This window comes from uncultured Bradyrhizobium sp. (assembly GCF_947648125.1).
Classification (GTDB): Bacteria; Pseudomonadota; Alphaproteobacteria; order Rhizobiales; family Xanthobacteraceae; genus Bradyrhizobium.
The window spans coordinates 253167-267418 of sequence record NZ_CANSMR010000001.1; the positions used below are offsets into that span (position 1 = coordinate 253167).

Genomic DNA, 14252 nt, shown 5'->3' on the forward strand with positions numbered 1-14252 from the left:
CAGCGATGGTCAGATCAATGCGATCACCAGCTCGTCCCTGTTCGAGCGGCGGCAACACTGTCGCGAAGCCGTTCTTCCGATTCAGATTGAGTATATTTGTTCGGACAAATCGATAGTCCGATCCGTCTCATTCCTCCACAGGAATTGACGACGGAGGTTTTTAAGCTACGCTGATCACGTGAGACTGGACCTCGCAAGTCCTGGCTAAATCAGCGGAATTGTCCGGACAAGAATATCGCATGGGAGGAACCATGAAGACAGTGAATGCCGGTGCTCGGCTCGATCGACTTCCCACGTCTAGTTTCCACGATCGAATGCTGGGTCTCATCGGCGGCGGCATGTTTCTCGACGCCTTCGAGATCTATCTGCAGGGCGCCGTGCTTGCAGCACTTTTGGGTCTCGGTTGGTCGACGCCGGCCCAGAACGCCAACTTCATTTCGATTACGTTCGCCGGCATGGTCGTCGGTGCCTGGTTTGCGGGAATACTGGGGGATCGCCGCGGTCGACGGTTTTCGTATCAGGCCAATTTGTTGATCTTCGGGTTGGCATCGCTTGCCGGAGCTGCTGCCCCCTCCATGAACTGGTTGATTGTTGCGCGTTTCGTCATGGGCGTTGGATTGGGAGCTGAGATCGTCGTCGGCTATGTCACGATCGCCGAATTTGTGCCACCGTCAAGCCGTGGGATGTGGGGTTCTGCGCTGGCCGTCATCACAAACTCGTCGCTATTCTTCTCGGCGTTGATCGCCCGCCTTGTTATTCCGAACATCGGTTGGCGCTGGATGTTCGTGATCGTCGGTATCGGCGCTCTAATCGTCTGGCAGCTGCGTAAGCGCATGCCAGAGTCCCCAAGATGGCTCAGCCCACGGGCAAATGGATGAGGCTGAGCGCGTCCTCAAGGAGATCGAAAGCGAGGTGGAGCGATCTTCGGGCCGACAGCTGGAACCGGCGAATTGCCCGGCGCGTGTTCGGGCGAGCAGCACTGCCGATAAACTTAGCGAGTTGTTCTCGATCGGGATGATCCGGCGAACGATCACGGGGAGCGTCATCCTCATCACGTTGAATACCGTGATCTACGGCTTCATTGCTTTCTTGCCGAGTTTCATGGTGCGACAGGGCCTGACGATCACGACATCCCTGAATTACGTCACGCTGATGAGCTTTGGGGGACCCGTGGGCGCACTCATCGGCATGTGGCTGGCAGATAGGATCGGCCGCAGGCCTTGCATGATCATCTTTTCGTTCGCTGCGATCTGCTTCGGGGCGATCTATCCAAATCTTGTCGATCCAACCTACATCACGCTCGATGGCTTTGCTCTCGTGACGTCGATCTATGTGCTCGTCGGTGTCGCCTGGAGCCTCTATGTACCCGAGCTGTTCCCGACCGTGATCCGTATGCGAGGGGCAGGTTTTTGCAACACGCTTGGCCGCATGTTCACGATCCTGACGCCCCAGATCACGACCCTTCTCTACGGACTTGCCGGCGTTACGGCTGTCGTGAGCTACGTCGTTGCCTTGCTTTTGTTGCAAGTCATCGTCGTGCTCGCCTTCGGCGTTGAAACCAAACAGGTGCCGCTCGAAATGCTGGAAGATGAACTGGCCGGCGGCCGGCTTATGGAGGCGCCGGTCGTGGCCGACCCCAGATAAGGGCAACGCTCATGGCGTATACATGCTGCGGGAGGCAGCTGCTGCGTGTATACGCCAGGCGTTCAGGGTGAGCTTGATTAGCCTGTCCGCGCGGTAGCATTATTGATGGTCTGTTTCGTCACCCGGGAGTTCAAGTCATGGCCTTCACGCTGACCAGCCAGAGTTTCCGCGACGGCGACTATCTGAGGGACGCGCATATCCTTTCAAAGGATTTCGGTTTCGGTTGTGCCGAGGGCAATCAGTCGCCCCATCTCGCGTGGTCCGGTGCACCTGATGGACCAAGAGCTTAGCCGTGACTTGCTTTGATCAGGACGCGCCGACAGACAGCGCTTGTGGCATTGGCTCGTCGTCAACATCCCGGCTAACGTGACGGAGCTAGTGTTGTAACTCTAACACTCGTTTCGCCCGTGCGACTTTTTCGAGGATTTTCGCCGGCGGATTTTGTCCAGCTGAATGGTTTTGGGTCGGCATTATGGTTTTCCAGATATTCCATGATGGCGCTCTTGAGCTGTGCGACGCTGCTGAAGGCGCCGCGTCGGAAGCGTTTTCGGGTGATCTCGGCGAAGAAGCGCTCGACCATGTTGAGCCAGGATGCCGAGGTCGGCGTGAAGTGCGGGTGGAAGCGCGGATGCGCCTTGAGCCAGCGCTTCACCGCCGGGGTCTTATGAGTGGCATAGTTGTCGACGATCAGATGCAGGTCGAGATGCGCCGGGGTTTTCTGATCGATCAGCTTGAAAGCGCAGGAACTCCCGGTGTTGATGGCGCGGCATGCAAGTTCCGACAACTTGGCCGTCCAGCATGTTGAGCGCCGCGAACAGGGTTGTGGTGCCGTTGCGCTTGTGGTCGTGGGTCATGGTGCCAGCGTGGCCCTTCTTCATTGGCAGGCCGGGCTGGGCGCGATCGAGGGCTTGAATCTGACTCTTTTCATCGACGCAGAGGACCAGCGCCTTGTCGGGAGGATTGAGATAGAGCCCGACCACGTCCTCCACCTTGGCGGCAAAGTCGCATCGCGCGAGAGCTTGAAAGTCTCGACCAGATGCGGCGCCCGTGCGCATGCCAGATTCTCTGGACGTCGTTATAGGAAATGCCCGCTGCCGCCGCCATGCTGCGGACGCTCGAATGCGTCGCATTTTGCGGCTTCTCGTGCAACGTCATGTGCACCACCTGCTTGACCTTCTCAGGCGTCAGCGGCTTGACCCGCGACGGGTGGGTCGCGTCCTTCAGCAGCCCGTCTACTCCCTTGGCCATATACCGCCGACGCCAGCGCCGGACCGTGAGGGCTCTTGCCGACCGCCGCCGCAATCCCCTCCGCCGTCAATCGATCACTGGCCAACAGCACGATCCGCGCCCTCCAAACCACCTTCTGCGGCGTATTGCGGTCCCGGACCAGCCGCTCCGATCGTTCACAATCAGCCGCGCTGCACGAAATCTGCTCAATCTTCCTCATCGGCGCAGACTCGCAGCTTCGCGCCGATTTGTGAATCGTTTGTCAGCGTCAGATCACTAGGTGTCTCGTAATGGCTGTGACGGCAGACATTCACCGCGTCCGCGCCCATCCGTTCGCGCAGATAGCCAAGCTTCTGGATGGCAGGCGCAATTTCGTCAAGGCCACGAAATACCGATCCATAAAGTGCGAGATCGATGCGCTGGCGTTCGGTGCCGAGATTGTTGCGCGTCTCCGAAAGCCAGACCAGCGTGTCGCCACATTCGGTATTGGTGCCCAGACGGCGAAGCGAATCGCCGCTCGTACGCGGTTCAACCTTGATCACCTCCGCGCCGCACTTGCCAAGAATGGTGGCGCAATGCGGCCCGCGATGAACGTGCCGAGATCGAAGACGCGAACACCTCTTAGTGCGCTCATACCTTGTTCCCGAGGCGTTTTGCCCGATCGATCAGTTTTTGGGCGACCTTGATGTGCATGAGATCGATCATCTCCCCGTTCTTGTCCTTCACCGCGCCTCGGCCTTCGCGCGCGGCCGCTTCCATGGCTTCCAACACCTCGTTTGCCCATGTGATCTGCGCAGCGGACGGCGTCATCACTTCATGGATGATCTCGATCTGAGACGGATGGATAGCCATCTTGCATTCGAAGCCAAGCATGCTGGCACGCTTGGTCGCGGCGTGCAGGCCCTCGCTGTCTAGAATGCCTGAGAAGGGTCCGTCGATTGGCATGATGCCAAACGCCCGACAAGCATTGGCAATGCGCGCGGTGGCAAAATGCCAGAGATCGTTCCAGTGTCGCTCGCGCGCGCCGCGGGCGTCGGCGTCGGTGAGCACGACGTAGTCGGCGGCGGGGGCGCCCACGGCACGCTGGAAGCTGCCGAGATCAAGCTGATAGTCGCCCCCGCCAAACACCAGCGCGCGCAGCCGCCCTCCAGCTTGCGCGATCGTCTCGACATTGGCGACGCCGCGCGGCGTCTCGATCAGTCCCATGATCCCGACTTGTCGTTCGCGTGGAGCGATGGCCTCGGCCGATCTGATCATGACGTCGACCGCATGCATGTCCTCAGGTGATTCGCATTTCGGCAGCAGGATGTAATCCAGCCGTGGACAGGCTTCGACGATCTCGATGATATCGCGGCAACTCCATGGCGTACCAAAGCCGTTGACCCGGACGGCGACGCCGCGTGTGCCCCAGTCGAGCTGGTTGATCGCGTTGATAGCATCCTGGCGTGCCTTCGGCTTGAGCGAGGCGATCACCGCATCTTCCAAGTCGAGAAAGACCGAGTCGGCCGGGCCCTGTGCAGCTTTCTCCATAAAGCGCGGCGAGGAGGCGGGAACAGCGAGTAATGACCGGAACGTCGGAGGATGGGTCATGAATATCTCATGTTCGGGTTGGTGACTGCGAGTTCTGTGACGGCCTTGCGCGTCGCGCCGTTCCCGCGATGGCTTTGCGGCTCGATGCCGAGGGTCGCGGCAATCTCGCGTGAGGTTGCCGCGACCCGTTCCGGATCGACCCCGATCTCGATGCCCATTTCGGCGAGCATGGTCACGAGATCTTCGGTAGGGAAATTGCCGAGGGAGCCGAGCCTTGTCGGCATCACAATTCCGCCGCCGATGCCGCAGACGGCGCCCTCCAGCCACGCCACGTTGGCGTTGAGTGCGGTAAGGATGTTGGCGGTCGCCATGCGCGAGCGATTGTGAATGTGGAAGCCGAACGAGGCTGTTGGAAAAAGTTCGCCGAGCCTTCGGAATAGACGGTTGACATGGGCGGGATCTTCCATCCCCAGCTCGCCTGCGAGATAGAACCGCCGGATGCCGCCGTCATGGAGGCGCCGCACAACCGCTATGGCGTTTTCTTCCGGAACCCGGCCTTCATAGGCGCACCATAAGGCCATGCCGAGAGCCATCACGAAGGGGATTGAGCGTGCCTCCGCGATCAGGAACGACACCAGGTTTTGTGCGATCGCCTCGTCGATCGTCATATTCTGGTTCGTGCGGCTATAGGTCGCGCTGATCGTAGTCAGGCCAAGCATTTCGTCGACCCCGGCCGTTGCACCGCGCTCGGCGCCGAGCGCATTCGGCACAGGAGCCCGATAGATCGTCCCGGGCCTGCGCCTGATGCGCTCGAACACCTCTTCGGCGTCGCGCAAGTGTGGCACGACTCTTGGGTGGGCAAAGCTCGAGACCTTGATCACGGAAAGGCCGAGATCGGACAGCCGATCAATGATCGCAACCTTGGTGTCAGTATCAATCCAGCGAGGAAAGCTCTGCAGACCGTCACGCGGGCCGACTTCGGCAATCGCGACCTTCTTGAGAAGGCTCAGCGTCATCGCATTGCCTCAGAGGCCATCGAAGCCGGCGTAATCGGAGAGCGGCGCGCGCTCGGTGACCAGCTCGTTGACGGGCGCATCTGGGTCGATATGACCGAGTGCCATGCCGCAGATGACGACTTCCTTTTCGGGAATGTTGAGCAATGGCCGAATGACCTTGTGGAAATCGGCAAAGGCTGCCTGCGGACGGGTGTGTAGCCCGTGGCCGCGCGCTGCGATCGTCAGCGTGCCCAGATAAATGCCGAGATCAAGCCAGCTTCCGATCTCGATATCTTCATCGAGGGTGAAGATCATGCCGACCGGCGCACCGAAGAATTCATAGTTGCGCATTCGCGCGCGTTGCGTTCCCTCGAAATCGCCCCGGGCGACCTCGAGCAGGCTGTACATGCTCCAGCCGATCTTGCGGCGACGGCCGAGGAAAGGTTCGCGCCAATTGACAGGGTAGTAGTTCCGTTCGCGCTGGTAGGGCTCAAATCCGTCGCGAGCCACTGCGTCGAAGATCGCCGTGGTCAGACGTTCGTTGATGTCGCCGGCAATGACGCGAACCCGCCAGGGCTGGATGTTGCTGCCACTGGCGCTGCGGGCTGCCAATTTGAGCAACTGCTCGACCATGCTGCGCTCGACGGGCGTCGGCAGGAAAGCCCGCACGCACTGACGGGGGTTGATGACGTCATCGACAGCGGCGTTCGGCGACGAGGAAATCTCATGCATCTGGAAGACTCAGCACTCCGCGGAACCTGCTTAGAACATTAGCATCACATCGTGTCCGCCAAGCTTCCGACGGAGAGCGATGCCGACTTGTCCAGACAAATACTAATTACTCTACTTGCTTTCAAAGCAAGGAATATATAACTTTTCTAGAAGATCACATGTTAGTTATCCGGACAATTCTGGGGAAGGAATGCCATGACGCAAATGCCGCGGGAAAACCGCGTGGATGCGGATGAAGACGGTCAGATCCTGGACATGATCGATCGTTGGGTTGCGCGCGAGCTCAAGCCCATTGTGAAAGAATACGACCATGAGGATCGCTATCCGCACGGTGTCGTCGAACAGATGAAGGAGCTGGGCCTGTTCGGCTCAACGATCGCGCCGCAATATGGGGGCCTTGGTCTATCGTCGGCGACCTACGCCAAGATCGTGATGAGCATCTCTTCGGTATGGATGTCGGTCACGGGCATCATAAACTCTCATCTGATGCTGGCGCTGGCGATCCAGAAGTTCGGTACGCCGGAGCAGAAGTCGAAATGGCTACCGAAACTTGCCAGCGGCGAGATCCGCGGCGGTCTTGCTCTGACCGAACCTGACGCCGGCACCGACTTGCAGGGCATCCGGATGACCGCTAGGTGTGAAGGCGATCATTACGTCATCAACGGCACCAAGATGTGGATCACCAACGGGGCGGAAGGTTCGTGTCTTGCGCTTCTGGTCAAGACCAATCCCGGCGCCCAGCCGCGCTACAACGGTATGAGCCTTTTTATTGCGCCGAAGCAGGAAGGCTTTTCGGTCGGGCGGAAGCTTCCCAAGCTTGGCTACAAGGCGATCGATACGGCTGAGCTGGTCTTCGAGAACTATCGCCTGCCTGCTGATCATCTGATCGGCGGCGTCGAGGGGCAGGGCTTCTTTCAGGTTGCGGGCGGTCTCGAGCTCGGGCGCATCAATGTCGCGTCGCGCGGCGTTGGCATTGCGGAGGGCGCGCTGAAGCTGGCGTCGGACTATGCGCAAGTTCGCAGGACATTCGGAAAACCGATTTGCGAGCATCAGGCCATTCAGTTGAAGCTCGGCGAGATGGCTACGCGAGCTCGTGCCGCGCGTTTGCTGACGCTGGACGCAGCGCGAGCTTTCGACCGCGGCGAGCGCTGCGATATGGAGGCGGGTATGGCGAAATATTTCGCCAGCGAGGCTGCGCTCGAGAATTCGATCGAGGGCATGCGCATCCACGGCGCCTACGGCTATTCCAAGGAATTCGACATCGAACGGCTTTATCGAGATGCGCCACTGACCTGCATCGGCGAGGGGACCAACGAGATGCAGCGGATCATCATTTCCAAGCAATTCATCAAGAGGAATCCGGCCGCATGAAGCCTCTTCAGGGTGTCCGCATCGTTTCGGTCGAGCAATTCGGTGCCGCTCCTTACGGCACGATGCTGCTCGCGGATCTGGGCGCCGAAGTCATCAAGATCGAAAATGCCGCAACCGGCGGCGATCCCGCTCGCAAAACCGGACCTTACTTCCTCGGAACGAATGACAGCGAATATTATCAGGCGTTTAACATAAACAAGAAGAGCGTCGCGCTGGACTTGCGGTCAGCTGAGGGCAAGGCGGCTCTCACTGCGCTGATCAAGACAGCTGATGCGCTGGTGAACAATTTGCGCGGCGATCTGCCAGCCAAGATGGGCCTCGATTACAAGACGCTCGCAAGCGTCAATCCCAAGCTGGTTTGCGCGCATGTGTCGGCCTATGGCCGGGACAATGAACGGGCATCGTGGCCGGGCTACGACTATCTGATGCAGGCAGAATCCGGTCTGATGCATCTCACCGGCGATCCCGACAGGCCGCCGTCGCGGCTCGGCGCGCCCTCGATCATCGATCAGACGACGGGGCTGACGGCGGCTGTCGGGCTGTTGTCTGCCATTATCCAGGCGCGGTCCACCGGCAAGGGCTGCGATGTCGATACCTGCCTGCTCGACGTCGCGCTCCATCAACTCGGCTATGTGGCGACCTGGTATCTGAATGAAGGTCATACCACGATGCGGCAGCCGCGCAGCGCACATTATTCAGTGGCGCCCGTGCAGACGTTTCCGACCTCGGACGGCTGGCTGTTCATCATGTGTATGACGGACAGGTTCTGGAGAAAACTGATCGAGACCATCGGCCGCACCGATCTTGGCTCCGATCCTCGTTTTGCGACGCAGGCCTTGCGACAAACCAATCGCGGTGTGCTGACCAAAATTATCGACGCTGAACTGAAGCGCGAATCCACGGCGTTCTGGCTCGAGAAGCTGAATGCCGTGCTGCCTGTCGCTCCAGTGCTCGATCTTGCACAGGCGCTCGATAACCCCTTCTTGCAAGCGAGCGGGATGATCCGCACCATCTCCCATCCGGCGAAGCCCAATATGCGAGTATTGGCCAATCCCATCAAGATCAACGGCGAGCGGCTCGCCCAAGCGCCGTGCGCGGCCTATGGCGCAAATACAGCAGCCGATGTCGGTGAGGTGTGTGCCGCCGAGCGAGCCGAGACGCCATGAAGCTCGAGGGTATCCGCGTCATCGATCTCTCGGTCTTCCTGCCGGGGCCGTATTTGACGTTGGCGATGGCCGACCATGGCGCCGAGGTGGTCAAGATCGAGCCGCCGGGCGAGGGCGATCCGGGACGCCATATCGGACTCTCCGACGGACCCAGCACCGTGTTCTTCCGCAATCTCAATCGCGGCAAGAAAAGCGTCGTGCTCAACCTGAAGGATCCGGTACAGCGCGATGATCTGCTCGCCTTGTGCGAGACGGCCGACGTGTTCGTGGAATCCTTTCGTCCCGGCGCCGTCGATCGCCTTGGTGTCGGATACGAGGCGGTGCGCGCGCGCAATCCGCGCATCGTCTATTGCTCGATCAGCGCATTCGGACAGGACAGCGCATTGCGCGAACGGCCAGCGCATGATCTTGCGCTGGAAGCCGAGAGCGGATTGGTCGGCATGACGCTCGGCAATGACGGAAAGCCCGCGATTTCGGGCATTCCGGCTGCCGATGTCCTGGCGGGGCTGCAGGGGCTCTCGGGCGTCCTGATGGCGCTGCTCCGCAGGGAAAACACCGGGCTCGGTGACTACATCGATATCAGCATGCATGATGTCACCATCGGCGGCATGCTCAATATTATGGGGCCGACCTTTGCTGAGGGACGGCAGCCAATTCCGGCCCACGAACGCACCACAGGGGGAGCCGCCTTCTACCGTCCCTATGAGACGCAAGATGGCCGCTTTCTGGTCCTGGCCGGGCAGGAGCCGAAATTCATCCATAACCTGCTGGGTGCGCTGGGTCGGCCCGAACTGGTTGAACTCTGCCTGCGGGGGCCCGGTCCGCATCAACAGCCGGTCGTCGATTTCCTTGCCGCCGAATTCCGCAAGAAGCCGCTGGCGGAATGGCACGGCTATCTCGCTACGCTCGATGTCTGCTATGGCCGCGTCAACACGCTGCCCGAAGCCGTTGCGCATCCGAACCTGACGGAGCGCGGGATGATCCGCCGCGATGACGCCAATCGGCTTCACGTCGGTCCCCCGATCCGTTTCCGCCATGAACCGGCGCAGCCGGTGCTGCGCGAGCCGGCTCTCGGCGAACACACGACAGAAATCCTCAACAAAACGCACGAATTCGGGGGGAGATGATGCAAAGCCACGATCGGATCGGTCCTCAACGCTACCGTGAAAGCTTCGGTAGATACTATGACGATTTCGTCGTCGGAGACGTCTACGAACATCGCCCGGGTCGCACCATTACCGAGAGCGACAACACCTGGTTCACCTTGATCACGATGAACACCCACCCATTGCACTTCGACAAAGCCTATGCCGCCAAGTCGGAGTTCAAGCGGCCGCTGGTCAATAGCTGCCTGACCCTGTCGATGGTGGTGGGGATGAGCGTGAGTGATATCAGTCAGAAGGCCATTGGCAACCTGGGCTGGAACGACATCAAGTTGACCGCGCCCGTGTTCGTCGGCGATACAATTTACGCCGAATCGGAGGTCTTGGCGAAGCGGGAATCGGCGTCCCGGCCTGGACAGGGCCTCGTGACTGTTCGCACGATCGGCAAAAAGGACGATGGCACGCAGTTCATGAGCTTTGAGCGAACTGCGCTGATCGCCAAGAGAGGCTATGGCATCGAAGACTGACACGAAGTCGCCGCTGGCGGGCTCGAAGGCGCGGAAACCCGCGACGCCTGCGCTCGCGCGGTCCGGTGAGCCGCTCTATCTTCAGCTCGTGCGCGCGCTTAAGGAGGAGATCGTCAGCGGCGTGTATCCGATCGGTTCGCAACTGCCGACGGAAGAGGAATTGTGCGAACGCTTTTCGGTCAGCCGCTACACCGTGCGTGAGGCGTTGCGGCGGCTGCGTGAGGACAGTCTGGTTTCGTCACGTCAGGGCGCCGGCACGACGGTGGTTCCGCCGCGGCCCACCGACTCATTCGTTCATGAGGTCATGTCCATCAACGATCTCGTGGCTTTCGCAACCGATGTGCGCTTTGCGATCGATACCATCGAAATGATTGAGATCGACAACAAGCTGGCGTCACGAACCGGGATTGCGCAGGGAGAGGAATGGCTCGCGGTTCGAGGATTGCGCCACGCTAGCAAGAGCGCTGAGTTGCCGGTGTGTTGGACCGAGGTGTACATCAATCGCGAGTTTGCGGCGATAGGCCGACTGCTCCAGCGCCATCGGGGCCCGATCTTCCATCTGATCGAAGATTTGTTTGGTCAGAGCATTGTGGAAGTTCACCAAGAGATTGCCGCCGCATTGATCTCGCCGGATCTTGCGCCCGGTTTGAAAGTCAAGGCCGGGTCCACGGCGCTCGAGGTGCAGCGAACCTACAAGCTCGCAACAGGGAAGATCGTGCAAGTTGCGATCAACACTCATGCTGCTTCCCGCTTTCGCCATGCCATGACCATGCGGCGCGTTAAGGGCTGATCGGATCCGACCTGTCGCGCGGGGTGTAGTGCGATTGTTCGCTGCCGTGCTTTCGTATTTTGTTCAGGTCACGCCAACGTGCAGGCGGGGCCTATCCAAGCGCCCGACTTGGGTTACGGCAAGCTCGACCAGAGCATCATCGACAAACACGGTCGGGAAGGTGATGGCCGTTCGGCTGAACGGTGGTGTCCACCGTCACCCGCTCCAGATCGCGCGTCCGCAACGCGCCAGTGTCGTGTGCCAAGCTCTCGACCAGCAAAAGCTCCAGTTTGTTGCCAAGCCGCTTGCGCCAATAGCCTTAGATCGGAGCACTCGTGCGGGAAATCGTGCTGGAAAAACTGAAAGCCGGTGAAGGGCTAGAAATACGGGTCATAAACCCTGCGCTCATGGACGTCCTCGTCGGACAGGCTATAGATGTGCTTGCGCAACAGTAGTCCGATGACAAAACGGCTCTCGGCCGACTCTTCTCGTTGTAGTTGACCGCTGAATTTTCCCGAGCTCAAATAACGCAGTTACACCGTAGTCCCACATGCATCACAATAGTGACGAATCAGGAACTGCCATCGACCCGGGCGTCAGCGACGAGACAGCTGCCTCGGCAACTGGAAGTCGCGCCATGCGAACGTAATCCCGTGGCGTCAATCCGAATCGCGCTCGGAATGCTCGGTTGAAGTTCGACAGGTCCCGGAATCCAGAGGCGAAGGCTATGTCGGTAATACGTGCTTCACTGCCGCCCCGTTTGGCCAGCTCGACGAGGTTGCAGGCCAACTTGAGCCGCTGCTCGCGCATAACTTGCACGAAACTCGTATCATGCGCCTGAAAATCGCGTTCAAGCTGCCGCGCGGAAATCCCGATACGATCGGCAAGCCACGTCAGCGACAGCTCCGGTTTGGTCACGAAGGCTTCCATCTCGCGTACCGCGAGTTCGAAACGCGACCCTTGCGACAGCGTCCTGCTTACGAGGTTCTCGGAGTCGTCCGCGCCGAAAGCCAATCGGGTCAGATCGAGCAGATATTCCGGTTTCGCCTGCGGGGTGCTCTTCCGATTATGCGCCGCATCGAGAATATAGCTGTGGAGGCGCCGGGCGGCCGGTGCCGTCACATTGAGGACCTCGCCCACGCGTAGTGGCGCGACGGACTCGGCCAACGAAGCGGCACGCGGCAAGTGCAGCGACAAACAATGCGTCCACGCACGGTCAAAGACAAGCTGCACAGGCCTCGTCGAATCCAGCAAATACAGTGTGCCTGGCAGGAGATTCGAACTGCAGTCCAACTGTTCAACTCTAGTGGATCCCGAGAGCTGGACAAGCAGATACAGGTGTTCATAGTCATCCAAGCGAACGCCTCGGCGAGTTCGGTCTATTCTTCGGAGGTTGCCAGCGAAATTTGCTATGTCTAGCCCGCACAGCCGTTGCGCGAGGAAATGTCCATTGACCGAATTCTGACGATCGTGCGGGACCGCGTAGTAGTGCCCGCAGGTAGATCTCAAGGCATCGTCCCATGCTTCGAAAAGCATGACCTCGTTCTCCCTCGCACGCTTCCTCCGGCACCGTGTTTGATCATGGCGTCCACACTTTTTAAGCTATCTTAGTTGGCGGAAAAGTCCAAGTAAAGGGGAATGGCCCGTTCCAATATGAACAAAAATGGTCACTACTGGGAGGGGTCATACATGACTGAGTACAAACTGTTGATCGGCGGAAAGCTTGTGGATGGCGATTCCAGCATGGACGTCATCGATCCGGCAACTGAGGAGGTTCTTGCAGTTTGCCCGCGCGGTTCGATCGCACAGATGGATGCCGCGGTAGCCGCTGCCAAGACAGCATTTCCCGCGTGGGCGCGCCGTCCGATAGCCGAGCGTCGCGCGATGCTGATTGCGTTGGCCGACGCGGTCGAGGCGCGTCAGACAGACCTTGCGCGCTTGTTGACCCAGGAGCAAGGCAAGCCGCTTGCCGAAGCCACGGCTGAAATAATCTACACGTGCGCTTTCATTCGCTACCTCTCGAATCTGGACTTGCCGGTCAAGGTGATCGAGGACAACGAAACGCGCCGTGTCGAACAGCACCGCCTTCCGCTCGGCGTTGTCGGAGCGATCACTCCCTGGAACTTCCCTGTGCTGATCACGGGGTTCAAGATTCCGCCGGCACTGCTGGCCGGAAATACCGTGGTGATCAAACCGGCCCCGACGACGCCGCTGACCACGTTGAAGCTGGGCGAGATCATCGCCGAAATTTTCCCACCCGGGGTCGTCAATATCGTCACGGACCTGAACGATCTCGGCGGGCACCTCACTCAGCATCCCGACGTCGCCAAGATTTCGTTCACCGGTTCTACGGATACGGGTCACAAGGTCATGGCCAGTGCGGCAAGCACGCTCAAGCGCCTCACGCTCGAGTTGGGCGGCAACGATGCTGCCATCGTGTTACCGAGCGCCGATCCGGCGACGGTCGCGCCCGGTATTTTCGCGGGTGCCTTCATGAACGCGGGGCAAGTCTGTTTGGCCATCAAGCGCGCCTACGTGCATGAGTCGATCTACGACGACATGGTGACGCGCCTCGCCGAATTGGCCGATTCCGCGGTCGTAGACAACGGGTTGCAGCAGGGTGCAACCATTGGCCCGCTCCAGAACAAGATGCAGTACGAAAAGGTCAAGGGCTTTTTGGCCGATGCGCGCGCCGATGGCCGTATCGTTACCGGCGGCGAGACTCTGGATCGTGCGGGCTATTTTATTCGCCCCACGATCGTAGCCGACATCGACGATAGCTCGCGGTTGGTGCGTGAGGAACAATTCGGCCCGATCCTGCCGGTGCTAAAGTATTCGGACCCGGAAGACGCGCTCAGGCGCGCCAATAACTCACCTTGGGGGTTAGGCGGGTCGGTCTGGGGCACGGATCGCGAGCAGACGCGCGACATCGCGATGCGGATGCAAGCCGGCACCGCCTGGATCAACAAGCATCTTGATTTCGGCCCGAACATTCCGTTTGGCGGTGCCAAAAAATCGGGCGTCGGGGTCGAACTCGCCGAAGAGGGGCTGGCCGAGTTTACCCAGATTCACATCGTGAACGAGGCGCGTTGAGCCGGCGTGCATTGCACCAGGAACATCCGGGGCCAACCGTTTTCCGACTTGGGCGTGCGTGAGCCCGTGTGGTTTATACGCACGCCCCGTCGGAA

The 14252-nt window shown here is 59.7% G+C and carries 14 protein-coding genes and 2 pseudogenes; 9 read left to right on the forward strand and 7 right to left on the reverse strand.

The window, feature by feature from the left end:
* Nucleotides 1-251 precede the first annotated feature (251 nt).
* The 3 genes from Q0030_RS01250 to Q0030_RS40530 all read left to right on the forward strand — a co-directional run bounded on the left by Q0030_RS01250 (nucleotide 252) and on the right by Q0030_RS40530 (nucleotide 1934).
* The gene (locus Q0030_RS01250; RefSeq protein ID WP_298362310.1) at nucleotides 252-878 is read left to right on the forward strand and encodes an MFS transporter; all 627 of its coding nucleotides are present in this window, start codon (nucleotides 252-254) and stop codon (nucleotides 876-878) included.
* Nucleotides 871-1644: an MFS transporter gene (locus Q0030_RS01255; protein ID WP_298362313.1), complete on the forward strand. Its 774-nt coding sequence runs from the start codon at nucleotides 871-873 to the stop codon at nucleotides 1642-1644. The genes Q0030_RS01250 and Q0030_RS01255 overlap by 8 nt, the downstream gene beginning before the upstream one ends.
* A 137-nt stretch (nucleotides 1645-1781) precedes the next feature.
* Nucleotides 1782-1934, forward strand: coding sequence for a hypothetical protein (locus Q0030_RS40530; RefSeq protein WP_363323406.1), 153 nt, complete (start codon nucleotides 1782-1784; stop codon nucleotides 1932-1934).
* 85 nt (nucleotides 1935-2019) lie between these two features.
* On the opposite strand, the pseudogene Q0030_RS01265 reads toward Q0030_RS40530, so the two are convergent.
* The 5 genes and pseudogenes from Q0030_RS01265 to Q0030_RS01285 form a co-directional block, all read right to left on the reverse strand.
* Nucleotides 2020-3091: pseudogene (locus Q0030_RS01265) on the reverse strand (IS630 family transposase).
* Nucleotides 3078-3533, reverse strand: coding sequence for a CoA transferase (locus Q0030_RS01270; RefSeq protein ID WP_298363217.1), 456 nt, complete (start codon nucleotides 3531-3533; stop codon nucleotides 3078-3080). Before Q0030_RS01270 ends, Q0030_RS01265 begins: the two are co-directional and overlap by 14 nt.
* Nucleotides 3502-4461: a CoA ester lyase gene (locus Q0030_RS01275; protein WP_298362316.1), complete on the reverse strand. Its 960-nt coding sequence runs from the start codon at nucleotides 4459-4461 to the stop codon at nucleotides 3502-3504. The genes Q0030_RS01270 and Q0030_RS01275 overlap by 32 nt, the downstream gene beginning before the upstream one ends.
* The gene (locus Q0030_RS01280) at nucleotides 4458-5417 is read right to left on the reverse strand and encodes a hydroxymethylglutaryl-CoA lyase (RefSeq protein ID WP_298362319.1); all 960 of its coding nucleotides are present in this window, start codon (nucleotides 5415-5417) and stop codon (nucleotides 4458-4460) included. Before Q0030_RS01280 ends, Q0030_RS01275 begins: the two co-directional genes overlap by 4 nt.
* Before the next feature lie 9 nt (nucleotides 5418-5426).
* Nucleotides 5427-6128, reverse strand: coding sequence for a nitroreductase (locus Q0030_RS01285; protein WP_298362322.1), 702 nt, complete (start codon nucleotides 6126-6128; stop codon nucleotides 5427-5429).
* A gap of 222 nt (nucleotides 6129-6350) precedes the next feature.
* On the opposite strand from Q0030_RS01285, the gene Q0030_RS01290 reads away from it, so the two are divergent.
* The 5 genes from Q0030_RS01290 to Q0030_RS01310 are packed head-to-tail and all read left to right on the forward strand — an operon-like array spanning nucleotide 6351 to nucleotide 11085.
* On the forward strand, nucleotides 6351-7499 hold the full coding sequence (locus Q0030_RS01290) for an acyl-CoA dehydrogenase family protein (RefSeq protein WP_298362325.1): 1149 nt from the start codon (nucleotides 6351-6353) through the stop codon (nucleotides 7497-7499).
* A complete protein-coding gene (locus tag Q0030_RS01295; protein ID WP_298362328.1) occupies nucleotides 7496-8665 on the forward strand; it encodes a CoA transferase in 1170 nt (389 codons plus the stop codon). Before Q0030_RS01290 ends, Q0030_RS01295 begins: the two co-directional genes overlap by 4 nt.
* On the forward strand, nucleotides 8662-9792 hold the full coding sequence (locus Q0030_RS01300; protein WP_298362331.1) for a CoA transferase: 1131 nt from the start codon (nucleotides 8662-8664) through the stop codon (nucleotides 9790-9792). Before Q0030_RS01295 ends, Q0030_RS01300 begins: the two co-directional genes overlap by 4 nt.
* Nucleotides 9792-10295, forward strand: a complete 504-nt coding sequence (locus Q0030_RS01305) for a MaoC family dehydratase (protein ID WP_298362336.1) — start codon at nucleotides 9792-9794, stop codon at nucleotides 10293-10295. Before Q0030_RS01300 ends, Q0030_RS01305 begins: the two co-directional genes overlap by 1 nt.
* Nucleotides 10279-11085, forward strand: coding sequence for a GntR family transcriptional regulator (locus Q0030_RS01310; protein WP_298362339.1), 807 nt, complete (start codon nucleotides 10279-10281; stop codon nucleotides 11083-11085). The genes Q0030_RS01305 and Q0030_RS01310 overlap by 17 nt, the downstream gene beginning before the upstream one ends.
* Before the next feature lie 150 nt (nucleotides 11086-11235).
* Here Q0030_RS01310 and Q0030_RS01315 read toward each other — a convergent pair.
* A pseudogene (locus tag Q0030_RS01315) lies at nucleotides 11236-11540 on the reverse strand (transposase); the annotation flags it as partial.
* A gap of 79 nt (nucleotides 11541-11619) precedes the next feature.
* Entirely contained in the window at nucleotides 11620-12600 is a 981-nt protein-coding gene (locus Q0030_RS01320) for a helix-turn-helix domain-containing protein (RefSeq protein ID WP_298362342.1), read from the reverse strand.
* A 153-nt stretch (nucleotides 12601-12753) separates the two neighbouring features.
* Here Q0030_RS01320 and Q0030_RS01325 point away from each other — a divergent pair, with 153 nt between their 5' ends.
* Complete coding sequence (locus Q0030_RS01325) at nucleotides 12754-14157, forward strand: aldehyde dehydrogenase family protein (RefSeq protein WP_298362345.1); 1404 nt, start codon at nucleotides 12754-12756, stop codon at nucleotides 14155-14157.
* Nucleotides 14158-14252: the final 95 nt, after the last annotated feature.